Raw genomic sequence first — 21,081 nt, forward strand, 5'->3', positions numbered from 1 at the left:
CATTTCATCCAGCTCTTTGCGTAAAACATAGTCCAATTCCTTGCATTCCTTATCGTTAAACAGCATACCCAGCATTAGAGTTCTCCTTTTTCAGCATATGGATAGTTATGTCATCTCTCGCCTTTCCCGCAAACAAAGGCATTCTATTTGACAACGCGGCGTCAGCAGCGGTTGCCGTTCCTCACTGAAGATTTATTGTAACTGCTGGCACCCGTTTTATTGTTATGGTCAACTTTCTGAAAAATTATGAATGTAATTGCATACAAATTTATCCACGCACAATGCTATACGTAATCGTGCTCTCTATAATGGCGGCAATAAATAACAGAATAACGATCCAACATGAAGCGGCTATCGTCGTACGCAGAAATTGTGCCCATTGCCGACCGGTCTGTTGACGTTTCTGGCCGCCAAGCTGAATCAAACTACGCAGCGCCAATCCGCCAAATTTCAGCCCAAATGCGCAGGCAATAATAATTACAGGTATTTCGATAATGCCATGAGGCAGCAATCCTTTAACAACGATATCGAACAGACTTGCACCATTACTCGTCGTAACATTAACGAGAAATCCGATCACCATCCCATTAATCAGGAGAAAAACCACTGGCAATATTCCAAAGAAAATACCGGCATATATGACCAGCACACTTTTAATGGCATTGTTGAAGAAAATGAACAAGAAGAAGTTCCACTGCACGTTGCCCCCTTGCTCCAATTGCTCACTGGCTTCGCGCAAGCCCCTGATCTGCCCCAATAATACATCTTCAAGCGCTCCCGTACTGATCCACCCAATACCGATTCCTGCGGCAAACAATATGAACGACCATACAATCGCGCTCCGAATGGAGCCCATACCTTCTAGAAAGGTGCTGAATTTAAACATGAATACCTCCTGCGGATTCTATTTTTTTCGAATTTGTACGTAAACAACCTTCCGGCTTAAAGAATAACTGGGCGGTACGAGCATACATTGAAAAGTAAACAAGCATTTCTTAGGGGAGAGGGGCGCTTAGCGAAATGAACTCGTTCTATGTATTCAGCGGCAAAAAAATCAAACGGTATCTGATCGTGCTGGCTGCTGCCGTGTTTGCGATTGGAATCATCTATTTGGAAACCGGGGACGTTTCCGTATTTTCGGAGGACACGCCATCTGCTGTGTATAGTGTGCCCACCGAGAAAAAAGTAATCGCTCTTACCTTTGACATCAGTTGGGGCGATAAACGCACAGAACCGATCCTGAAAGTGCTCAAAGAGAACAACGTGCAGAAAGCAACCTTCTTTCTATCATCTCCTTGGAGCAAAACACATCCTGAAATCGTCAGTGCAATCAAAGATGCAGGGTACGAAATCGGCAGTCATGGCCACAAACACGACAACTACAGCAGAATGACGGAAGAAGAGATTCGCAAACAAATTATGACAGCTCACAGCATTTTAACCGATTTGACGGGAAAAGAACCAAACCTCCTGCGTCTGCCGAATGGCGATTTTGACAAACGTGTGCTCCAGGTCGCGAGCAGTCTGAACTATCAGGTGGTGCAGTGGGATACGGATTCCCTCGACTGGAAGAATCCAGGTGCACAGACCATTGTGGACCGCGTTGTCAGCAAAGCCCACCCCGGAGACATCGTTCTACTTCATGCAAGCGATTCTTCCAAACAAACGCATGAAGCGCTTCCTGCCATTATCGCCAAACTGCGCCAACAAGGCTACGAGTTTGCCACCGTGTCCGAACTGCTGAACCATTCCAACGTAAAGGGATCTGAAGTTCGCGATCAAGCCATTTCTCAGTAACCGCCCGAAAGGCCAAACGAAAAGAGCTAACCCGGTTAGCTCTTTTGTCATGTATCCATATACGTTTATCGACTGCTTTATGCTTCAATTTTAGGACTTCTGCCTTTACTGCTTACCGGCTGAGCTAATCCCTGCCCCTCCACAAGTCTGTGCAGCAGCAGGATCTGGTATGCATTGCACAGAAGCAATGGAACGACAATAAACACGGTGGCTGCATTAACATCGATGCGGAGTACGCCGATTGTTTCCACGATCGTTGCTGCAATCATGAAAAATAGCGTAGGCACCAGCGCGGAAATGTGGGTTTGCTTCACCTTTACGTAAGCGGTAACAATTGCCGCCGCCAAAATGATGATGCCGAGCACAACGTCCGACAATCTTTCTTGCCCCCCTGCGACAAACAACCGCAAAAACATGACATCCAGCAGCGCAAATATGGTTAGCACAATTTGAATGATTTGCCAGGCACGTTTAGGGAAAACGCCTTTGCCCATGTAATTCAAGATCAGATAAGCGAAAAAACCCATTTGCGAATAAACGCTAATCATTACGCCCGAGCCGAGCAGTATGAGGAGATAAAGCAGAATATCGGCGAGACCATTCGTCCTCTCCCCGTTGAACAACATCATAGCAATACCGGTAAAGAGGGAACCAACTGCCCCAATCAGCAGGGCTGTCCAAAACAGAAACAACCATTTACGCAAATTCAAATGTTTTCCACCCCCCGATTGTTTATTTTACCAACCTTCACAGTAAAAAACCATCATCGGCCAACATATTTCGAAGGCGCTTATCACATACTACATCCAGTATCTCATCAAGGAGGGATTATGCCTATGAAACGGCCTTTATGGCAGCTTTGCGGCGTTATGCTGGGCCTCTCCGTCGCACTGGCGGGCTGTGGTTCAGATCAGAATTATTCGGCCCCCCAGGGCAGTTATAAAGAGATGAAAACAATGGTCGTCGATATTCTCAAAAGCGATGAAGGCAAAAAAGCCGTGGAGGAGGCCATAACTGGCCAAAGCTCTTCTGGGGCCGGGGGAACACAAGGTTCTGGCCAAGGCGGAGGAGGAACAGGGACGATCGGCATGAAAATGCTGATGCCTGCGCAATCCTCAGAGCAGATCCGCATCGCGGTGAAGGATACAATTACGGCTCCGGAGTACCAGAAGGAATTTGAAAAGATCATGACGGATCCGCAATTTGCGGGAGAATTCGCCAAAGTGGTCAATGCGCAAAGCAAGCAGCTTCATATGCAGCTTATTAAAGACCCTACGTACCAAAAGTCGATCGAGGACATCATGAAGTCCCCCGAGGTGTCCAAAATGTTCATGGACATGACGAAAACACCCGAATACCGTAAACAAACCATGACGGTTATGCAGGAAGTAATGCAAAATCCGCTTTTCCGCATGGAAGTGTTAACACTGCTCAAAAAGGTTGTGCAGGATGAGTTGCAGCCGAAAGTCGAAAGCGGCGGACAACAGAAGCAGGAAGGCCAAAGCGGCCAAGGTCAAGATAGCGGCGACGGCGGGAAAGATGGAGGCGGCGACGGTGGTGGCGGTGGCGGCCAAGGTTCATAAGACAGCGAAACAAACGTTTATAACAACGGGGCAGGACATCATCCACATATATTTTGTTATGAAAGACGTCGAACTCGGCTCGCTTTAATTGGGGTACGGATTGTAATGATCAGAAAGCAATCGATCAGCCTGGGCTTTAGCGGAAATGCTGATTCAACAATAGCTCGCACCCTTCATGGATGCGAGCTTTCCTTTTTAGTCTTCAGAACTCGTTATCGATCAATTGGGCAACCTCATCATACAGAGCTCCAATACGCGTATCCGCCTTGAATACCGATGGCGAGAAATCCGGCTCTGAGACGTGGTTATCCGGTGAGCCAAGCGGAATCTGGGCAAGCAGTTTGGTGTGCAGGCTTTCAGCAAGCTGTCCGCCCCCGCCACGACCGAATATGTATTCTTTTTCACCGCATTTGCCGCACTCGTGGTAAGCCATATTCTCCACAACGCCGAGCAGTTCGTGATTGGTCTGAATCGCCATCGCTCCCGCACGGGCTGCTACAAATGCAGCGGTGGCATGAGGCGTCGTGACGATGATTTCTTTGCTCTGCGGCAGCATCTGATGAACGTCCAGAGCCACGTCGCCGGTTCCAGGCGGCAGGTCCAGCAACATATAATCCAGTTCTCCCCAATTCACGTCGGTAAAGAACTGCCGTAACATGCGTCCAAGCATGGGACCCCGCCAAATTACAGGATTGTTCTCCCGGATGAAAAATCCCATGGACATCACTTTGACGCCAAACCGTTCAACAGGCTGGATGACGCCATCCTCCACGACAGGGTATTCCTCGATGCCCATCATGTCCGGCACACTGAAACCGTAGATATCCGCATCGATCACCCCTACCTTCTTGCCTTGCCGTGCAAGCGCTGTCGCCAAATTCACCGTAACGGTTGATTTCCCCACGCCACCCTTGCCGCTTGCAATTGCAATGAAGCGTACTCCGGATTCCGGGTCAAGCAATTCATGGCCGTCAAGTCCGGCTGCATGGCCTTTTACAAGGACTTCATCCTCCTCTTCCGGTATAGAAGATTCCCCCAATACCTTATCCCGTTCGTGCTCGGATGCCGCACGGAGCCGGATATGTACATCCTCGATCCCATGCTGCAATAAAATGGCTTGTACAGCATCACGAAGAGTTTCTGTGTCCTCCGGCTTATTGTCCAGCGTTACGATGGTGAGGGACACATGATGTTCCTTTACCATGACATCTCGAATCCATTGCAGCTCCGTCAAACTAACGCCCAGTTGTGGCTCTTGCAAAGGCTGCAATAGTTCAAGGATCTGTTCCTTTGATAACATCATCAGACAGCACCTCAGCTTTATCTATTGGCATGTATTTAAATATGCTGCCTTAATTATACCACTCTCATTCTCGCCTGTGGCTACCTTTTGGGCCTTTCCCCGGACGAGTACCGCAAGATGCCATTATAGATGGATGCGGCGACCTTCCGCTGATAGTTCTCATCCGCAAGCAGTCGTGCTTCCTCAGGGTGCGACAAGAAACCAACCTCTACCAGGGCGGAAGGAATTTTCAGTGCCTGCAAAAGATACACCGTATTCACCGTTTTGGCGATCCGGTCGGTGTTTTCGAGATTGCGAATAATCTCGGACTGCAACAGATTGGCCAATGCTTCATTGTCAGGGTGGTTAGGTGTATAGAACACCTGCGCCCCGCTCCACCGGTTGGAAGGAACGCTGTTCATATGAATGCTGATAAAGAGGTCTGCCTGCTTATCCTCAATCCGTCTAACCCTCTGCTTGAGGTCCTCCGTTTTACGTTTGGAGTATCCCTTGGTGTCCGGGGAAGCCAAGTCCTGATCAATCTCCCTGGTCATGACTACCAACGCGCCAGCTTGCTGCAAGTAGTCACGAACATACAGGGCGATGGACAGGTTAATATCTTTCTCGATGACCCCCTGCTTGCTTACGGCCCCTCCATCCGGTCCTCCATGTCCTGCATCAATGGCAATGACTTTGCCGGCCAAAGGCAAGCTCCAGTATCCCGACGTTTTGGCAGAAGGGAGTTCATAAGAGACTACCGCTACAAACATGGCAAGAAGGCACAGACTGAATAAGAGCCGTTTGACCGTGCGTAAACGAATCCACAATACGAAATGTTTACCCACCTTTTTACGCATACAAAAAACCACCTCGTCCCATATAAATGACTCTAATCATCTATATGGGACGAGGTGGACAAATATACCCCTGAGCGCTAGACGCTTACTTGGTCCGTCATTTCTTCGATCAGGATCTTGGCGACCTCAGAACACGTAATTCCAGTGGAGGGCACTCTCCGTTACGGAGCAAACCACGCACTTTTGTGCCAGACAGCGTCAGATGCTGTGATTTGTCGTGCGGGCACGTTTTGCTCGATGCCATGTTGCTGCATTTGGTGCAAAAGAAGCTATGTCAAGAACAATGGCGTAATGCCCAATTCTTCAGCCGTAAAGTTCGAGAAAATCTCTTGTGCTTCATACGTGCCGTAGTAGTCGCCTACACCTTCATGGTCAGTTTCTCGCTGTCCCGCAGCAATTGTTCACGTTCTTCTCCTTGTGCGACACGCTGTACCAGCGTACCTCCATGAGGCAGAATCGTAGTTATCTTGTCAGCTCGCTGTATAGAATATGGTTATTTGTGCAGCCCGCACTCTGTTTTCTCGTTTCCGGACCAGCGGCCCGCACGTGGATCTTCGCCAGGCATGACCTGACGGGTGCAATGTTCGCAGCCGATGCTTGGATAGTTCTGATCATGAAGCGGATTGTAAATGACATTGTTCGCACGGATGTATTCCCAGACATCATCGGAAGTCCAATGGGCAATCGGATTGAATTTCATCAGCCCGAATTTCAAATCGTATTCTACCTTCTTCGCATTGGCGCGTGTAGGTGCCTGGTCCCGTCGAATTCCTGTAATCCATGCATCGTACTGGGACAAAATCCGAGTCAGCGGTTCTACTTTACGGATGTTGCAGCACGCATTCGGGTCAGATTTCCATAACTCATCCCCATGCTGTGCAGCTTGTTCCTCTGGCGTAATTTTAGGGGAAACACGAACAAAGTCAAGATTATACCGCTCTTTCAGTTTATCGCGAGTCTCATACGTTTCCTTAAAGTGAAAATCGGTATCTAAATAAAAAATGTCCGTAGACGGGCTGATCTTTTGCAGCATGTCTACAAGCACAACATCTTCTGCACCGAAGCTGCATGCAAACGTAATGTTCGGAAATGTCTCGATCGCGTAACGAATTATATCCTCGGGACTTGCGTTCTCCAACTCCTCGGCCTTCGTGCGCGCAAGCTCTTCCTTTTCGAACAAATTCATGATTGAATATCCCCCAATCTGCTTTTCAAAAAACATAAAACCGACTAAACAAATATGAATTATACATAGTATAAATCTTTCATTGGCATTGTCAATGCCTGACATTTGGCAAAAATGGCCCTCCAACGCCTGTTAAGGGCTGTTATTTTTATTCACTTCAGCTGCAGCTTTCATCAGTTTTACATTGCCAGCGAAAAAAAGTGCAAACGCAGGTCCTGACTAAAGGGAGCGCATTTCGAACAGCTGCATTCAAAGGCGTTGCTGGAGCAAGGCTTTACGAATTGTTCATCATACATCCTTTCAGACTAAAACGTTCCACGCTTCATATCAGATCGAAATTAAGGGAATAAAATGCAAGCCTGAAATGTCCTGTATTCTGTCGTTATCTCTAAGTAATGCTGATGAAATCCATAAGAAATCCTGATGACTTTCATCCATTATGAATTTAACGGCAGTTAAATCATGGTTGCAGCCCCTTTCCCTTCATCCATTCATTAAATCTGTGCCTTCCTTTGAAAGATAAAAAAAACCTCTGGCCATAGGCCAAAGGCTTTTGTCGTACAAATTAACGTTTGGAGAACTGAGGAGCGCGACGAGCCGCTTTGAGACCGTATTTTTTACGTTCTTTCATGCGTGGGTCACGAGTCAGGAATCCAGCTTTTTTCAGGGATGCACGGTACTCCGGATCTGCTTTCAGCAAAGCACGGGAGATCCCGTGACGGATTGCACCGGCTTGACCGGAGATTCCGCCGCCATGAGCGATAACCAGAACATCGTAGTTGTTCAATGTTTCAGTCAAAGTCAGTGGTTGTTTTACGATCAGTTTAAGAGTTTCCAAACCGAAGTATTCATTGATATCACGTTTATTGATGACAATGCGTCCTTCACCCGGTACGAGACGAACACGAGCTACCGAATGTTTACGACGACCTGTCCCATAGTATTGTACTTGTGCCATGAAACTGTCCTCCTTTTAATTAACCGCGAAGTTCGTAAACTTCTGGTTTTTGTGCTGCATGTGGATGCTCTGTGCCTCTGTACGCTTTGAGTCTCAGCTTCATTTGCTCGCCCATGCGAGTTTTAGGAAGCATGCCGCGAACAGCCAATTCCAACATACGTTCAGGTTTGTTTTTAACCATCTCTTCAGCAGTAGTTACTTTCAAACCACCTGGGTGCATCGAGTGACGGTAGTATTTTTTATCGGACATTTTTTTACCAGTCAATACGATTTTCTCCGCATTGATGATGATAACGAAATCACCAGTATCCACATGTGGAGTGAATTGTGGCTTATGTTTGCCGCGGATCAATGCAGCTGCTTCGCTTGCCAGGCGTCCGAGCGTTTTGCCTTCAGCATCAATGATGTGCCATTTGCGCTCAACTTCGTTTGGCTTCGCCATGTACGTGGTACGCATGAATAGTTCCTCCTTAATTGTTTCCAATCATCATTTTCATTTATCTTCGTTCGTTAAGTTATAACTTTAGGTGTTGATGGATAGTTGTTCATTGTGCAGCTCTTAATTGGGGCTGTGGGAAAGCCATTAAGAAAACACAACTTTTATATTACAGGATAAGGGACAAAATCGCAAGTATAAATTGCAGTTTCGTAAACCAAATTTATTCTTTCTTGTATTCCAGATCCCATAACATCAAACCGTGGCTTACCGCAGTAGGACCTGCAGCAGCACGATCGCACGCAGCAATCATCTTTGGCACATCAGAGGCTTTCCGCTTGCCCTCTCCGATCTGCAGCAGCGTGCCCACCATGATTCGGACCATATGCTGCAAAAAACCGTTACCGGTCACATAAATGTGAATCACACCTTGATCACGCGGGTTATCTCTGCACATGGAACGATCCACCTCAAGCCAGGCGTCGTATATGGAACGGACATGGTTATCCTTCTGCGAGTGCCTCGAAGCGAAGGTCGTAAAATCATACGTCCCTATAAAATGACGCAACCCTTCCTGCATGGCCGCGATATCCAGCTTTGCATGGTGATGGTATTGCAGTCTCCTGTTGAACACATCCGCGAATTGGTTCGCATTGATGGTATAGCGGTACGTTTTTCTTTTCGCCTCATATCGGGAGTGAAAATCAAGCGGCACCTCGATCGCATCGATCACGACAATGTCGGAAGGCAAACGGGAGTTTAACGCTACGCACCATCGTTCCACCGGAATTTGGGAAGACGTGTGGAAATTGAAAATTTGCCTGCGGGCGTGAACGCCTGCATCGGTCCTGCCGGAGCCTGTAATCTTGACCTTTTCTCCGGTTAGCTCAAAGATGGCCTTTTCAATATAATCCTGGATCGTATTCCCGTCCGGCTGCGACTGGAAGCCGTAATAAGCCGTACCGTCATAGGTCAACGTCATACACAAGTTGCGCATCATTACCTCACCTTTGTTCCATACTAAGCCTGTTCCTGTCCCGAACAGCAAAAGAAGCCCCTTTCGGAGCTTCAATTACAGCGCGGAATCCGAAATGAAGAGAAAAAAAGGGATGATCCAAAATCCTCAGATTCTGTCCCCTTTCTTATCCCATCTGTTTTTACGCGCGGTCTACCAGTTCCAGGTAAACCATAGGAGCTGCGTCACCACGACGAGGTCCCAGTTTCAGGATACGAGTGTATCCGCCTGGACGCTCAGCGTAACGAGTGGACAGTTCGCTAAACAGTTTTTGGATTGCATCTTGCTCTCCATCGATTGTTTCGCGACGAACGTAAGCTGCCACTTGACGGCGGGCATGAAGATCACCTTGCTTCGCTTTCGTGATCAGTTTTTCAGCAATAGAGCGAACCTCTTTTGCTTTAGCCTCAGTTGTCTGAATGCGTTCGTACAAGAACAGGTCGGTTACCAGATCGCGGAACAAAGCTTTACGCGCGCTGGAGTTACGGCCCAACTTTTGGTATGCCATTGTTTTCCCTCCTCCACACAAGCACTCGGCTGGTTATTCTTCTGTACGAAGTCCCAGTCCCAATTCCTCGAGCTTCTCTTGAACTTCTTCCAAAGACTTGCGACCCAGGTTGCGCACCTTCATCATGTCTTCTTCCGTTTTCGTGGTCAGCTCTTGTACCGTGTTGATGCCGGCACGTTTGAGGCAATTGTAGGAACGAACAGAGAGATCCAACTCTTCGATCGTCATTTCGAGCACTTTTTCTTTTTTGTCTTCTTCTTTTTCAACCATGATCTCTGCGTCTTTCGCTTCGTCTGTAAGACCTACGAAGAGCATCAGATGCTCGGTCAAAATTTTAGCGCCAAGGCTTACTGCCTCTTCCGGACGAATACTTCCGTCAGTCCAAACTTCCAACGTGAGCTTGTCATAGTTGGTTACCTGGCCGACACGCGTATTTTCCACGGCATAATTGACGCGACTGATCGGGGTAAAGATCGAATCGACAGGGATGACGCCGATCGGCTGGTCATCGCGTTTGTTCCGATCTGCCTGGACGTAGCCGCGACCGCGATTGGCAAAAATACGCATATGAAGTCTCGAACCTGGTCCAAGCGTAGCGATATGCAGATCCGGGTTAAGGATCTCCACGTCGGAATCCGCACGAATGTCTCCTGCCGTTACAACTCCTTCGCCTTCAGCATCAATCTCGAGCACTTTCTCCTCGTCCGAATGAATCTTCAGCGACAAAGCTTTCAGGTTCAGGATAATTTCCGTCACATCTTCCATTACGCCAGGAACTGTAGCAAATTCATGTAGAACGCCATCGATTTGAACCGAAGACACTGCCGCACCCGGCAGCGAGGAGAGCAAAATACGGCGAAGCGAGTTGCCCAGCGTCGTACCGTACCCGCGCTCCAGCGGTTCTACTACGAATTTCCCATAGGTGCCATCATCGTTGACGTTTACCGTCTCAATTTTCGGCTTTTCGATTTCAATCACTGCAATACCCCTCCTTCAAAACGTCGGTCCTCTATGAAACATTTACCTTCTCTTGCGAAAACATGTAGTAGTATGCCTAAACAACCATTATTAGCAGATTGCACGGTTTTTATACCACACGCAGGGGCAAATCTCATTAGACACGACGACGTTTTGGAGGACGGCATCCGTTATGCGGGACTGGAGTCACGTCTTTGATCAGGTTAACTTCAAGACCAGCGGCTTGCAAAGAGCGGATCGCAGCTTCACGGCCAGCGCCTGGTCCTTTAACCATAACCTCAACGGCTTTCATACCATGTTCCATTGCAGCTTTGGCAGCAGTCTCAGCAGCCATTTGTGCAGCAAACGGAGTCGATTTACGGGAACCTCTGAATCCGAGGCCGCCGGAACTTGCCCACGAAATTGCGTTTCCGTGAGGATCCGTAATGGTAACGATGGTGTTATTGAACGTGGAGCGGATATGTGCCACGCCAGATTCAATATTTTTACGGTCACGACGTTTAGTACGTACGACTTTTTTCGGTTTAGCCATTTTCTCTTATCCCCCCTTATTATTTCTTCTTGTTCGCTACAGTACGACGAGGACCTTTACGAGTACGGGCATTCGTTTTCGTACGTTGTCCGCGAACAGGCAGACCACGACGATGACGAACTCCACGGTAACATCCGATCTCCGTCAAACGTTTAATATTCAAAGAGATTTCACGACGCAGGTCACCTTCTACTTTGACCTCTTTGTCGATACTTTCACGCAATTTGCTGACTTCATCTTCCGTCAAATCACGAACACGAGTGTCCGGATTGATGCCTGTAGAGCTCAGAATTTTCTGGGAAGTCGTTTTACCGATTCCGAAAATATAAGTCAAGGCGATCTCAACGCGCTTATCACGTGGCAAATCCACACCAGCTATACGTGCCATTTTACGCTACACCCCCTTCATTAACCTTGTTTTTGTTTGTGTTTCGGATTTTCACAGATAACCATTACATTCCCTTTGCGGCGAATGACTTTGCATTTTTCGCAAATCGGTTTGACCGAAGGTCTTACCTTCATGTGAATTACCTCCTCAAAGTTTTGCTTAGCAAAACTCTCTTCGTAAGCATTGACCTGGTTTTACCATTGTAAAACCGGCTTCGAAGCTTTCGCAAGTTTTGCCGGGCAAAACCCGCTCATAAGCTTCACAGTTCATTGCAACTGTCTACAACTATTTACGGTAAGTTATGCGACCTTTTGTCAAGTCATAAGGCGATAACTGTACAACCACTTTGTCTCCAGTCAGGATCCGGATGAAGTGCATCCGCAACTTGCCGGAAACGTGAGCGAGAATTTGGTGACCATTCTCAAGCTCAACCTTGAACGTCGCGTTCGGAAGCGGTTCAAGGACGGTACCTTCCACTTCAATGACATCTTCCTTGGCCATAATTCAGTCTCCTTTCTCTTCAGCTTGAATGTTGGTGGATTCCAGAAACGAATGCACCGCATAGCGCAGCTTTCCGTTCGTCACCCGCCCACTCTCGTTTAAACTGTTTACGACCTCGCTGCTAATCATCGGCTGGAGCTCCAGATGAAGAATATTTTTCTTCTTGGGCTGATCAAACTTACGTTTGTCTCCATCCGCAATATATACGAACCTGCTGTCCGCGATAGCAACAATTACTGCGGCTTGGTCCGCATTGCGGCCTTTACGGATCTTCACAAGTTGACCGAGCTGCGGAGTAGAGGTATTGTTCATGCCTTATCACCTACGCATTCAGTTTTGTGAAAATTTCCATGCCATCGGGCGTAACTGCCACGGTGTGTTCAAAGTGGGCGCATAATGAGCCATCTACTGTGACGACGGTCCAATTATCCTCCAATGTTCTCACATACCGTTTGCCTGCGTTAACCATCGGCTCAATGGCCAGCACCATGCCCGCTTTGAGCCGTGGTCCCCGATCAGGGAGACCGTAGTTCGGAATATCAGGATCTTCGTGCAGCTCCGCGCCTATGCCGTGACCGGTATATTCGCGAACGACTGAAAAGCCTGCATCCTCGATATATTTTTGAATCGCATGAGATATTGTAAACAAGCGAACGTCCGGTTTAACCAGCGCCAGACCTGCGTATAACGAAGCCTCGGTAACGTCCAGAAGACGCTCGGCTTCTTCGGAAATACGGCCGACTGGATAAGTCCAGGCAGAATCTCCATGATACCCCTGGTACTGCGCGCCAATGTCAAACGTAACGATATCGCCTTCGTTCAACTTGCGTTTGCCGGGAAATCCATGCACCAACTCTTCATTGACTGAAGCGCACACACTGGCAGGAAAACCGTTATAACCTTTGAAAGACGGCACAGCTCCTTGACTACGGATATATTGATCGGCCATATGGTCAAGTTCACCAGTCGTAATTCCGGGAGCGATATGCTCTGCCAGGAGCCGATGCGTTTCCGCAACAATCCTCCCTGCTTCCCTCATCAAGCCCAGTTCCGTTTCTGACTTACCAATGATCATTCAATTAACCCCGCAACAAGGACACGATTTCTTGAGAAACCTGTTCGATCTCTTGCTCTCCGTCAATTTGGCGAAGGAGATCCTTGTTCTCATAGAACGTGAGGAGTGGTGCTGTTTTGTTGATATATTCGTCAAGGCGTGTGCCTACGCTCTCCTCGTTATCATCCGAGCGTTGGTATAACTCGCCTCCGCATTTATCACAAATACCTTCCTGCTTAGGCGGATTAAACACGACATGATAGGTAGCTCCGCAATTTTTGCAAATCCGGCGTCCGGTAAGACGAGCCAGCAGCTTGTTGCGGTCTACTTTCAGATTGATGACATGATCCAGACCAGAGTTCAAACGTTCCAGAATGCCATCCAGCGCTTCTGCTTGGGAAAGGGTTCTTGGAAATCCATCCAAGAGAAAACCTTCCTTGCAATCAGGCTGCTGCAAACGTTCTTCAACGATGCCGATGGTCACATCATCCGGTACGAGCAAACCTTGATCCATGTATTCCTTGGCTTTCAGGCCAATGGGAGTTCCCTGTTTAATCGCGAGGCGAAATGCATCGCCTGTTGAGATATGGGGAATACCGAACTCTTTCACGATGACGTCTGCTTGCGTTCCTTTTCCTGCCCCCGGAGGGCCCATGAATAGGATGTTCACGTTATGTCACTCCCTCCAAGACTACCCTACATCAACAAACAGCACAATAGGTGCCGGGCAAGTAAATGTTAGCTTGACCGGTACCTATTGCCTATTTATTGATAAAACCTTTGTAGTGGCGTTTGATCAATTGGCTTTCGATTTGCTTCATCGTATCCAGCGCAACACCGACAACGATCAGGAGGGAAGTTCCTCCAATTTGCGCGGATTGAGGCAAACCAGAAAGTGCGCCCAAGATTACAGGCAGTACGGAAATGACAGCCAAGAAGATGGCTCCGGCCATTGTCAAACGAGTCATGACGCGGGTCAAATATTTCTCAGTTGCTTTCCCCGGGCGAATGCCTGGGATGTAACCGCCGTTCTTTTTCATGTTATCAGCCATCTGCTGCGGATTCATCTGTACGAAAGTATAGAAGAAGGTGAAACCAAAGATCATGACAACATACAATACCATACCGAGTGGTTTGTGCGTTGTCAGGTTGGCTCCGATCCATTGTGCCCAAGCACGGTCAGCCCAGAAGTTTGCGATGATCGTAGGGAACATCAGCAGTGACGAAGCAAAGATGACAGGAATTACACCAGCTGCATTAATCTTCAGCGGAATGTGAGTATTCTGTCCACCGTACATTTTGTTGCCTACAACACGTTTGGCATATTGAACCGGAATTTTCCGAATCGCCTGCTGAATGTAAATGACCCCCATGATAATCAATACAATCACGATTGCAATGATTACACCTTTCAGGATGTTCATAAACAATTGATCAGCTTGGATGAAATCGGACTCGATGGTTTGTTTGATAATGTTAGGCGCTGTTGCCAGGATACCTGCAAAGATCAAAATCGAAATCCCGTTTCCGATGCCCTTCTCGGTGATCTGCTCACCAAGCCACATCAGGAATGATGTACCCGCTGTAAGAACAATTGCGATCAGGATATAATCTGCAAAGGTTGCATTCGGTATCATTTGAGTATTGTACAAGCGATTGAATCCGATCGAAGTACCAAACGCTTGAATCAATGCCAAAGCTACCGTTAGGTAACGCGTAAGCTGTGCCGATTTTTTCTTACCCTGCTCGCCCTGCTTAGCCCATTCTGTCAATTTAGGAATGACGTCCATGGACAGCAGCTGCACGATAATCGATGCTGTAATGTAAGGTACGATCCCGAGTGCAAAAATCGAGAACTGGAACAGCGCTCCACCCGAGAACGTATTAAGCAGCCCAAAAATTTCCTTACCTGCAGAGTTTGTTGCTTCAAAAACTGCTTTGTCAACTCCCGGTACAGGAACGAACGATCCGATGCGATAAATGATCAGGACAAAAAGGGTAAATAATACCCTTTTGCGCAGATCTTCAACCCGCCAGATATTCTTTAGGGTCTTGAACATTAAATCACCTCGGTTTTACCGCCGGCAGCTTCAATTTTCTCCACCGCAGATTGAGAAAACTTGTTAGCTTTAACAGTCAACTGTACAGTGACTTCGCCGTTACCCAGAATTTTGATGCCAGACTTAGCGTTTTTAACAACGCCGTTTGTCAGCAGCAATTCTGGAGTTACTTCAGTACCCGCAGCAAAACTGTTCAGGTCTTCAATATTCACAACCGCATATTCTTTGCGAGTTGGGTTTACGAAACCGCGTTTTGGCAAGCGACGATACAATGGATTTTGTCCACCTTCGAAGCCCGGACGCACACCACCGCCGGAACGAGCGTTTTGTCCTTTGTGACCGCGACCTGATGTTTTACCCGTACCGCTACTTGGACCGCGACCTACGCGTTTGCGCTCTTTGCGGGATCCAGGAGCTGGGGAAAGCTCATGTAACTTCATCGTTCGTTGCACCTCCTTAAAGATTTGTGGGATTTACCCGTCTTAAGCCTCGATTTCTTTAACAGAAACCAGGTGGCTTACTTTGTTGATCATACCACGAATGGCAGGATTGTCGTTTTGAACCACTTTGCTGTTGATTTTGCGCAAGCCCAATGTTTTCACAGTTGTTCTTTGCGTCTCCGGACGTCCGATCAAGCTGCGGACGAGGGTAATTTCCAATTTAGCCATGAGATTCCCCTCCTTAACCCAGAAGCTCTTCGACGGATTTGCCGCGCAGTTTTGCAACATCTTCAGCACGTTTCAAACGGGACAAACCTTCCAAAGTCGCATTGACCATGTTCATGGAATTCGAAGAACCCAGAGATTTTGTCAAAATGTCGCCCACACCAGCCAGCTCGAGAACCGCACGAACCGGACCGCCGGCGATAACTCCAGTACCTTCAGCAGCTGGTTTCAACAGAACGCGTCCTGCACCGAATTTACCAGTTACCAAGTGAGGAATCGAAGTTCCTACGAGTGGTACGTGGATCAGATTTTTCTTAGCATCTTCGATACCTTTGCGAATCGCGTCAGGTACTTCGCCTGCTTTACCGATACCAGCTCCAACCCAGCCATTGCCGTCACCGACAACAACCAGTGCGCTGAAGCTGAAACGACGTCCGCCTTTTACTACTTTAGCTACGCGATTAATATTTACAACTCTTTCAGTCAGTTCCAAAGTATTCGGATCTACACGCAACAAGTCGTTAACCTCCTTTTGAAAAATATCTTAAAACTCAAGTCCTGCTTCACGAGCCGCTTCAGCCAATGCTGCGATGCGACCATGGTACAGATAACCGCTACGGTCAAATACGATGTTCGATACACCTTTGTCTTTCGCACGTTTAGCGACGAGTTCGCCAACTTTACGAGCAGACTCAACAGATGCGCCGTTTTTGATGTCGCTGCTCAGTTCTTTGTCTACAGTAGACGCGGAAGCGATCGTTACACCAGCTACGTCATCGATGATTTGAGCGTAAATATGTTTACCAGAACGGAAAACGTTCAAACGAGGACGCGCTGCCGTTCCTTGGATTTTCTTACGAACGCGCAGATGTCTTTTCAGACGTGCCTTGTTTTTATCCTGTTTCGTAATCATCTCTGGATTTCACTCCTTTCAGGTTACCTCGCAGGCTTCAGAGATGAAGCCACGGGGTATATTAGATACACGAGAAGCAAGCAAACCGAAAGCCGCGCAAAGGCGGTAAGAGAAATCTTATTTCTTCTTACCGGCTTTACCTTCCTTACGGATGATACGCTCGCCTTCATATTTAATACCTTTACCTTTGTACGGCTCAGGTTCACGAACGGAACGGATTTTAGCAGCGTAAGCACCTACGCGCTCTTTGTCGATCCCGCGAACGATGATTTTCGTATTCGAAGGAACTTCGAATTCGATTCCCGCTTCCGGAGTGATTTCAACCGGGTGGGAGTATCCAACGTTCAGTACGATTTTATCTCCGGATTTGCTTGCACGATATCCGACCCCAACCAGTTCCAGAGATTTTGCGAAACCTTCAGTTACACCACTCACCATGTTGTTTACAACGCTACGCGTAGTTCCGTGCAAGGAACGGTGAGTTTTGTTGTCGGAAGGACGCACAACTGTAATTTCGTTGTTTTCAACTGTGACCTTCATGTCTTTGTGAAGTTCACGAGTCAACGTTCCTTTTGGACCTTTAACCGTAATAACGGAGTTTTCCAAAGTGATGTCTACACCACTTGGTACAGTGATTGGTTTGCGACCAATACGGGACATATGTTGCACCTCCTATCTTGTGACGTTATATTACCAAACGTAGCATACGACTTCGCCGCCGGCTTTTGCTTGACGAGCTTCTTTGTCCGTCATAACACCTTTGGATGTCGAGATGATCGCGATTCCGAGACCGCCGAGTACGCGAGGTACTTCGTTGCTCTTCGTGTAAACACGAAGACCTGGTTTACTGATTCTTTTCAGACCAGAGATAACGCGCTCGTTGTTTTGTCCGTATTTCAGGAAAACACGGATAATCCCTTGTTTGTTATCATCGATATATTCTGCATCACGGATGAAACCTTCACGCTTCAGAATGTCAGCGATTTGTTTTTTCATCGTCGAAGCAGGCATTTCTACCGTTTCGTGACGAACCGTGTTCGCGTTACGAATACGAGTAAGCATATCTGCAATTGGATCAGACATAGTCATTGTGAGTTAACCTCCTTCCCGTTCAGAACTTTTTACCAGCTTGCTTTTTTCACGCCAGGAATCTGGCCTTTATAAGCTAATTCACGGAAGCAAATTCTGCAAATTTTGAACTTCTGCAGCACCGAGTGTGGACGTCCGCAACGCTCACAGCGTGTATAAGCACGTACTTTGAACTTAGGTGTGCGTTGTTGTTTAACTTTCATCGAAGTTTTTGCCACTTAGCCTGACACCTCCTAAATAATTTCGGAGAAAAGGGAGTCTTTCCAGACACCCGGAAACGTTACGTCAACTTATTTTACGAAAGGCATTCCCAGTTGCGTAAGCAACTCGCGGGACTCTTCGTCAGTTTTTGCAGTAGTTACGATAACAATGTCCATACCGCGAACTTTGTCTACTTTATCGTACTCGATCTCTGGGAAGATCAATTGCTCTTTCAGACCCAGAGTGTAGTTACCACGGCCGTCAAACGCTTTGCTGGACACACCGCGGAAGTCGCGGACGCGTGGCAAAGTTACGTTGAACAATTTATCGAGGAAGTAGTACATACGCTCACCGCGCAGCGTTACTTTCACACCGATTGGCATGTTCTCACGCAGTTTGAAACCTGCGATGGATTTTTTCGCACGAGTGATTACAGGTTTTTGACCTGCGATCAGCTGCAAATCGTTTACAGCCGAATCCAACACTTTGGAGTTTTGGACTGCATCGCCCACACCCATGTTGATTACAACTTTCTCGATTTTCGGCACTTGCATTACCGTCGTATAGTTAAACTTCTGCACCAAAGCAGGAGTGATTTCGTTCAGGTAACGTTCTTTCATTCTTGATGCCATGAATCATAGCCCTCCTTTCTTGATCGGTTCGATTAGTCGATGATTTCTCCGGAACGTTTTGCAACGCGAACTTTTTTACCGTTATCCAATACTTTGTAACCGATACGGGTTACTTTTCCGCTCTTTGGATCGATATGCATCACGTTGGAAACATGAATCGGAGCTTCTTTCTCGATGATGCCGCCTTGCGGGTTTTGTTGGTTAGGCTTCTGGTGTTTTTTCACCATGTTCACACCTTCCACAAGGACGCGGTTCTCACGAGGATAAGCAGCGATGACACGGCCTTTTTTGCCTTTGTCTTTACCGCTGATCACCATAACTGTGTCTTCCTTTTTCACGTGAAGTTTGTTGTTATGGGATTCCAGAACTTTTTTCACTCTTGGCATTTCGTACACCTCCTGTTTCTCACATCACGAGCTAAGCTATTAGATAACTTCTGGAGCCAAGGAAACGATTTTCATGAAATCCTTCTCGCGAAGTTCACGAGCAACAGGTCCGAAAATACGTGTTCCGCGCGGGCTTCTGTCTTCTTTGACAACAACCGCTGCGTTTTCGTCAAAGCCGATGTAGGAACCGTCTTTACGACGTACAGAACGTTTCGTACGAACGACAACCGCTCTTACTACATCACCCTTTTTGACAACGCCGCCTGGTGTTGCTTGTTTTACAGAGCAAACGATCAGATCGCCGATTTGAGCTGTACGACGTCCCGTACCACCCAGTACACGGATACACATCAGTTCCTTCGCACCAGAGTTGTCGGCTACAGCCAAACGTGTAAATGGTTGAATCATTTAGTTTTCCTCCTTTCAGCTATGCTGCCGAGTCATTAGATGATAACCGCTTTTTCAACGACATCAACCAGTCTCCAGCGTTTATCTTTCGAAAGCGGACGAGTTTCCATGATTTTCACGGTGTCACCGATTTTCGCAGTGTTTTCTTCGTCATGCGCTTTGAATTTTTTTGTGTATTTAATGCGTTTATGGTACAAGTCGTGTTTTTTGTAAGTTTCTACAGCAACAACGATTGTTTTGTCCATTTTGTCACTAACCACTTTACCGATTTGCACTTTACGTGCGTTACGTTCTTCGCTCATTGTTGGCCTCCTTCCTGATCACGGACGGAATATCCATCCGGTCGATATTAACCGATTCCCAGTTCTCTTTCACGGATAATGGTTTTAGCACGAGCTATTTCTTTCCGCACATCACGGATCCGAGTCGGGTTATCCAGCTGACCGGTAGCAAGTTGAAAGCGCAGATTAAAGAGTTCTTCTTTAAATCCGGCAATCTTTTGCTCGATTTCAGCAGAGGTTAGGTTGCGAAATTCAGTTGCTTTCATTTGCTTCACCACCCACTTCTTCACGTTTCACAAACTTCGTTTTGATCGGCAGTTTGTGAGCAGCCAGACGCATTGCTTCACGAGCAACTTCTTCTGGTACGCCAGCAAGTTCGAACATGATCTTGCCTGGTTTCACAATTGCTACCCATTTTTCTACGTTACCTTTACCGCTACCCATACGAACCTCGAGAGGCTTTTGAGTGATCGGTTTATCAGGGAAAATTTTGATCCATACTTTACCGCCACGTTTGATATAACGAGTCATCGCGATACGAGCCGCTTCGATCTGACGGTTAGTAATCCAAGCTGGTTCCGTTGCTTGCAGACCGTATTCGCCGAAGTTCAGCGTAGTTCCGCCTTTAGCTTGGCCTTTCATGTGACCGCGTTGTTGCTTACGGTGTTTTACACGTTTTGGTACCAACATGATTAGTTGCCTCCTTCCTTAGCAGCTTGTTTCTTAGCCGTAGGAAGAACCTCTCCACGATAGATCCATACTTTTACGCCCAGACGACCGTAAGTAGTATGAGCTTCAGCTGTACCGTAGTCGATGTCGGCACGAAGCGTATGCAGTGGAACAGTTCCTTCGCTGTAGCCTTCCGAACGTGCGATCTCAGCACCGCCAAGACGTCCGCCCACTTGAGTTTTGATCCCTTTAGCACCGGAGCGCATAGTTCTTTGAATTGCTTGTTTCAGAGCACGACGGAAAGAAACACGGCGTTCCAGTTGTTGTGCAATGCTTTCAGCAACGAGGACTGCGTCCAGGTCTTGGTTTTTGATTTCAGAGATGTTGATGTGAACTTTTTTGCCACCTGCGATTTTGGTGATTTGACCACGCAGATTTTCAACTTCCGAACCACCTTTACCGATAACCATACCTGGTTTCGCGGTGTGGATTGTTACGTTCACACGGTTTGCCGCTCTCTCGATTTCGATGCGAGATACAGCGGAGTCTTTCAGTTTATTTTTAAGGAATTCACGAATCTTCACGTCTTCCAACAAGAGATCACCGAAGTCCTTGCCTGCATACCATTTCGATTCCCAGTCACGAATAATACCGACACGAAGTCCGACTGGATTTACCTTTTGGCCCACACGTTTTCCCTCC

General features: G+C 47.4%; 35 protein-coding genes and 1 pseudogene (1 of these 36 only partly in view). 2 read left to right on the top strand and 34 right to left on the bottom strand.

The window, feature by feature from the left end; genetic code table 11:
* On the bottom strand, window positions 1-75 hold the start of the coding sequence (locus MKY59_RS27550) for a hypothetical protein (protein WP_236421428.1). It extends 156 nt beyond the left edge of the window; only the first 75 of its 231 coding nucleotides appear in the window; it begins with the start codon at window positions 73-75; its stop codon lies off the left edge, out of view.
* Window positions 76-268: 193 nt separating this feature from the next.
* A complete protein-coding gene (locus MKY59_RS27555) occupies window positions 269-886 on the bottom strand; it encodes a stage II sporulation protein M (RefSeq protein ID WP_339274780.1) in 618 nt (205 codons plus the stop codon).
* 134 nt (window positions 887-1,020) lie between these two features.
* Between MKY59_RS27555 and pdaB the strand changes: the two genes are divergently transcribed.
* Window positions 1,021-1,797 (top strand): polysaccharide deacetylase family sporulation protein PdaB, encoded by a 777-nt coding sequence (gene pdaB, locus MKY59_RS27560; protein WP_236421426.1) that lies wholly within the window; start codon window positions 1,021-1,023, stop codon window positions 1,795-1,797.
* Window positions 1,798-1,874: 77 nt separating this feature from the next.
* Here pdaB and MKY59_RS27565 read toward each other — a convergent pair whose 3' ends face one another.
* The gene (locus MKY59_RS27565) at window positions 1,875-2,507 is read right to left on the bottom strand and encodes a KinB-signaling pathway activation protein (RefSeq protein WP_339274781.1); all 633 of its coding nucleotides are present in this window, start codon (window positions 2,505-2,507) and stop codon (window positions 1,875-1,877) included.
* A 126-nt stretch (window positions 2,508-2,633) separates the two neighbouring features.
* Here MKY59_RS27565 and gerD point away from each other — a divergent pair, with 126 nt between their 5' ends.
* The gene (gene gerD, locus MKY59_RS27570; protein ID WP_339274783.1) at window positions 2,634-3,380 is read left to right on the top strand and encodes a spore germination lipoprotein GerD; all 747 of its coding nucleotides are present in this window, start codon (window positions 2,634-2,636) and stop codon (window positions 3,378-3,380) included.
* Window positions 3,381-3,582: 202 nt separating this feature from the next.
* Here the strand turns inward: gerD and MKY59_RS27575 are convergent, their stop codons facing one another.
* The 31 genes and pseudogenes from MKY59_RS27575 to rpsC all read right to left on the bottom strand — a co-directional run bounded on the left by MKY59_RS27575 (window position 3,583) and on the right by rpsC (window position 21,068).
* Complete coding sequence (locus tag MKY59_RS27575; protein ID WP_339278488.1) at window positions 3,583-4,680, bottom strand: Mrp/NBP35 family ATP-binding protein; 1,098 nt, start codon at window positions 4,678-4,680, stop codon at window positions 3,583-3,585.
* Window positions 4,681-4,763: 83 nt separating this feature from the next.
* Window positions 4,764-5,519 carry an N-acetylmuramoyl-L-alanine amidase CwlD gene (gene cwlD, locus MKY59_RS27580; RefSeq protein ID WP_236421423.1) on the bottom strand — a complete coding sequence of 252 codons (756 nt, stop codon included), beginning with the start codon at window positions 5,517-5,519 and terminating at the stop codon, window positions 4,764-4,766.
* A 77-nt stretch (window positions 5,520-5,596) separates the two neighbouring features.
* Window positions 5,597-5,893: pseudogene (sat, locus tag MKY59_RS27585) on the bottom strand (sulfate adenylyltransferase); the annotation flags it as partial.
* A 119-nt stretch (window positions 5,894-6,012) separates the two neighbouring features.
* Window positions 6,013-6,705: a phosphoadenylyl-sulfate reductase gene (locus MKY59_RS27590; protein ID WP_339274785.1), complete on the bottom strand. Its 693-nt coding sequence runs from the start codon at window positions 6,703-6,705 to the stop codon at window positions 6,013-6,015.
* 565 nt (window positions 6,706-7,270) lie between these two features.
* Window positions 7,271-7,663 carry a 30S ribosomal protein S9 gene (gene rpsI, locus MKY59_RS27595; RefSeq protein ID WP_236421421.1) on the bottom strand — a complete coding sequence of 131 codons (393 nt, stop codon included), beginning with the start codon at window positions 7,661-7,663 and terminating at the stop codon, window positions 7,271-7,273.
* Between the two features lie 19 nt (window positions 7,664-7,682).
* Complete coding sequence (rplM, locus tag MKY59_RS27600) at window positions 7,683-8,120, bottom strand: 50S ribosomal protein L13 (RefSeq protein ID WP_236421420.1); 438 nt, start codon at window positions 8,118-8,120, stop codon at window positions 7,683-7,685.
* A 202-nt stretch (window positions 8,121-8,322) separates the two neighbouring features.
* Window positions 8,323-9,096, bottom strand: a complete 774-nt coding sequence (gene truA / locus MKY59_RS27605; RefSeq protein ID WP_236421432.1) for a tRNA pseudouridine(38-40) synthase TruA — start codon at window positions 9,094-9,096, stop codon at window positions 8,323-8,325.
* A 160-nt stretch (window positions 9,097-9,256) separates the two neighbouring features.
* Window positions 9,257-9,622, bottom strand: a complete 366-nt coding sequence (gene rplQ / locus MKY59_RS27610; RefSeq protein ID WP_236421419.1) for a 50S ribosomal protein L17 — start codon at window positions 9,620-9,622, stop codon at window positions 9,257-9,259.
* A 33-nt stretch (window positions 9,623-9,655) separates the two neighbouring features.
* On the bottom strand, window positions 9,656-10,600 hold the full coding sequence (locus MKY59_RS27615; RefSeq protein WP_236421418.1) for a DNA-directed RNA polymerase subunit alpha: 945 nt from the start codon (window positions 10,598-10,600) through the stop codon (window positions 9,656-9,658).
* Window positions 10,601-10,736: 136 nt separating this feature from the next.
* Complete coding sequence (rpsK, locus tag MKY59_RS27620; protein ID WP_017692100.1) at window positions 10,737-11,132, bottom strand: 30S ribosomal protein S11; 396 nt, start codon at window positions 11,130-11,132, stop codon at window positions 10,737-10,739.
* A 19-nt stretch (window positions 11,133-11,151) separates the two neighbouring features.
* Window positions 11,152-11,520, bottom strand: coding sequence for a 30S ribosomal protein S13 (gene rpsM, locus MKY59_RS27625; RefSeq protein WP_095293406.1), 369 nt, complete (start codon window positions 11,518-11,520; stop codon window positions 11,152-11,154).
* Window positions 11,521-11,540: 20 nt separating this feature from the next.
* Entirely contained in the window at window positions 11,541-11,654 is a 114-nt protein-coding gene (gene rpmJ / locus MKY59_RS27630; RefSeq protein WP_003333770.1) for a 50S ribosomal protein L36, read from the bottom strand.
* A 151-nt stretch (window positions 11,655-11,805) separates the two neighbouring features.
* Entirely contained in the window at window positions 11,806-12,021 is a 216-nt protein-coding gene (gene infA / locus MKY59_RS27635; protein ID WP_017692098.1) for a translation initiation factor IF-1, read from the bottom strand.
* 3 nt (window positions 12,022-12,024) lie between these two features.
* A complete protein-coding gene (locus tag MKY59_RS27640; RefSeq protein WP_236421417.1) occupies window positions 12,025-12,333 on the bottom strand; it encodes a KOW domain-containing RNA-binding protein in 309 nt (102 codons plus the stop codon).
* Window positions 12,334-12,343: 10 nt separating this feature from the next.
* Window positions 12,344-13,096: a type I methionyl aminopeptidase gene (map, locus tag MKY59_RS27645; RefSeq protein ID WP_339274787.1), complete on the bottom strand. Its 753-nt coding sequence runs from the start codon at window positions 13,094-13,096 to the stop codon at window positions 12,344-12,346.
* Between the two features lie 4 nt (window positions 13,097-13,100).
* Window positions 13,101-13,745, bottom strand: coding sequence for an adenylate kinase (locus MKY59_RS27650; protein WP_236421415.1), 645 nt, complete (start codon window positions 13,743-13,745; stop codon window positions 13,101-13,103).
* 91 nt (window positions 13,746-13,836) lie between these two features.
* On the bottom strand, window positions 13,837-15,135 hold the full coding sequence (secY, locus tag MKY59_RS27655) for a preprotein translocase subunit SecY (protein ID WP_236421414.1): 1,299 nt from the start codon (window positions 15,133-15,135) through the stop codon (window positions 13,837-13,839).
* Window positions 15,135-15,575 carry a 50S ribosomal protein L15 gene (rplO, locus tag MKY59_RS27660; RefSeq protein ID WP_236421413.1) on the bottom strand — a complete coding sequence of 147 codons (441 nt, stop codon included), beginning with the start codon at window positions 15,573-15,575 and terminating at the stop codon, window positions 15,135-15,137. Before rplO ends, secY begins: the two co-directional genes overlap by 1 nt.
* A gap of 42 nt (window positions 15,576-15,617) precedes the next feature.
* Window positions 15,618-15,803, bottom strand: coding sequence for a 50S ribosomal protein L30 (gene rpmD / locus MKY59_RS27665; protein WP_236421412.1), 186 nt, complete (start codon window positions 15,801-15,803; stop codon window positions 15,618-15,620).
* Window positions 15,804-15,816: 13 nt separating this feature from the next.
* On the bottom strand, window positions 15,817-16,314 hold the full coding sequence (gene rpsE / locus MKY59_RS27670) for a 30S ribosomal protein S5 (protein WP_236421431.1): 498 nt from the start codon (window positions 16,312-16,314) through the stop codon (window positions 15,817-15,819).
* A gap of 30 nt (window positions 16,315-16,344) precedes the next feature.
* Window positions 16,345-16,713, bottom strand: coding sequence for a 50S ribosomal protein L18 (rplR, locus tag MKY59_RS27675; RefSeq protein ID WP_236421411.1), 369 nt, complete (start codon window positions 16,711-16,713; stop codon window positions 16,345-16,347).
* 117 nt (window positions 16,714-16,830) lie between these two features.
* Window positions 16,831-17,373 (bottom strand): 50S ribosomal protein L6, encoded by a 543-nt coding sequence (gene rplF / locus MKY59_RS27680; protein WP_236421410.1) that lies wholly within the window; start codon window positions 17,371-17,373, stop codon window positions 16,831-16,833.
* Between the two features lie 30 nt (window positions 17,374-17,403).
* A complete protein-coding gene (rpsH, locus tag MKY59_RS27685) occupies window positions 17,404-17,802 on the bottom strand; it encodes a 30S ribosomal protein S8 (protein ID WP_236421409.1) in 399 nt (132 codons plus the stop codon).
* Between the two features lie 32 nt (window positions 17,803-17,834).
* Window positions 17,835-18,020, bottom strand: coding sequence for a type Z 30S ribosomal protein S14 (locus tag MKY59_RS27690; protein WP_013312154.1), 186 nt, complete (start codon window positions 18,018-18,020; stop codon window positions 17,835-17,837).
* Between the two features lie 72 nt (window positions 18,021-18,092).
* Window positions 18,093-18,635, bottom strand: a complete 543-nt coding sequence (rplE, locus tag MKY59_RS27695; protein WP_236421408.1) for a 50S ribosomal protein L5 — start codon at window positions 18,633-18,635, stop codon at window positions 18,093-18,095.
* 32 nt (window positions 18,636-18,667) lie between these two features.
* Window positions 18,668-19,021: a 50S ribosomal protein L24 gene (gene rplX, locus MKY59_RS27700; protein WP_090924672.1), complete on the bottom strand. Its 354-nt coding sequence runs from the start codon at window positions 19,019-19,021 to the stop codon at window positions 18,668-18,670.
* 39 nt (window positions 19,022-19,060) lie between these two features.
* The gene (gene rplN, locus MKY59_RS27705; RefSeq protein ID WP_236421407.1) at window positions 19,061-19,429 is read right to left on the bottom strand and encodes a 50S ribosomal protein L14; all 369 of its coding nucleotides are present in this window, start codon (window positions 19,427-19,429) and stop codon (window positions 19,061-19,063) included.
* A gap of 35 nt (window positions 19,430-19,464) precedes the next feature.
* A complete protein-coding gene (gene rpsQ / locus MKY59_RS27710; RefSeq protein ID WP_236421406.1) occupies window positions 19,465-19,731 on the bottom strand; it encodes a 30S ribosomal protein S17 in 267 nt (88 codons plus the stop codon).
* Between the two features lie 47 nt (window positions 19,732-19,778).
* Window positions 19,779-19,976: a 50S ribosomal protein L29 gene (gene rpmC / locus MKY59_RS27715; protein ID WP_236421405.1), complete on the bottom strand. Its 198-nt coding sequence runs from the start codon at window positions 19,974-19,976 to the stop codon at window positions 19,779-19,781.
* Window positions 19,963-20,400, bottom strand: coding sequence for a 50S ribosomal protein L16 (gene rplP, locus MKY59_RS27720; protein WP_236421404.1), 438 nt, complete (start codon window positions 20,398-20,400; stop codon window positions 19,963-19,965). The genes rpmC and rplP overlap by 14 nt, the downstream gene beginning before the upstream one ends.
* A gap of 2 nt (window positions 20,401-20,402) precedes the next feature.
* A complete protein-coding gene (gene rpsC / locus MKY59_RS27725) occupies window positions 20,403-21,068 on the bottom strand; it encodes a 30S ribosomal protein S3 (protein WP_236421403.1) in 666 nt (221 codons plus the stop codon).
* Window positions 21,069-21,081: the final 13 nt, after the last annotated feature.

Origin of the sequence: Paenibacillus sp. FSL W8-0426 (assembly GCF_037969725.1) — a bacterium.
Taxonomy (GTDB): domain Bacteria; phylum Bacillota; class Bacilli; order Paenibacillales; family Paenibacillaceae; genus Paenibacillus; species Paenibacillus hubeiensis.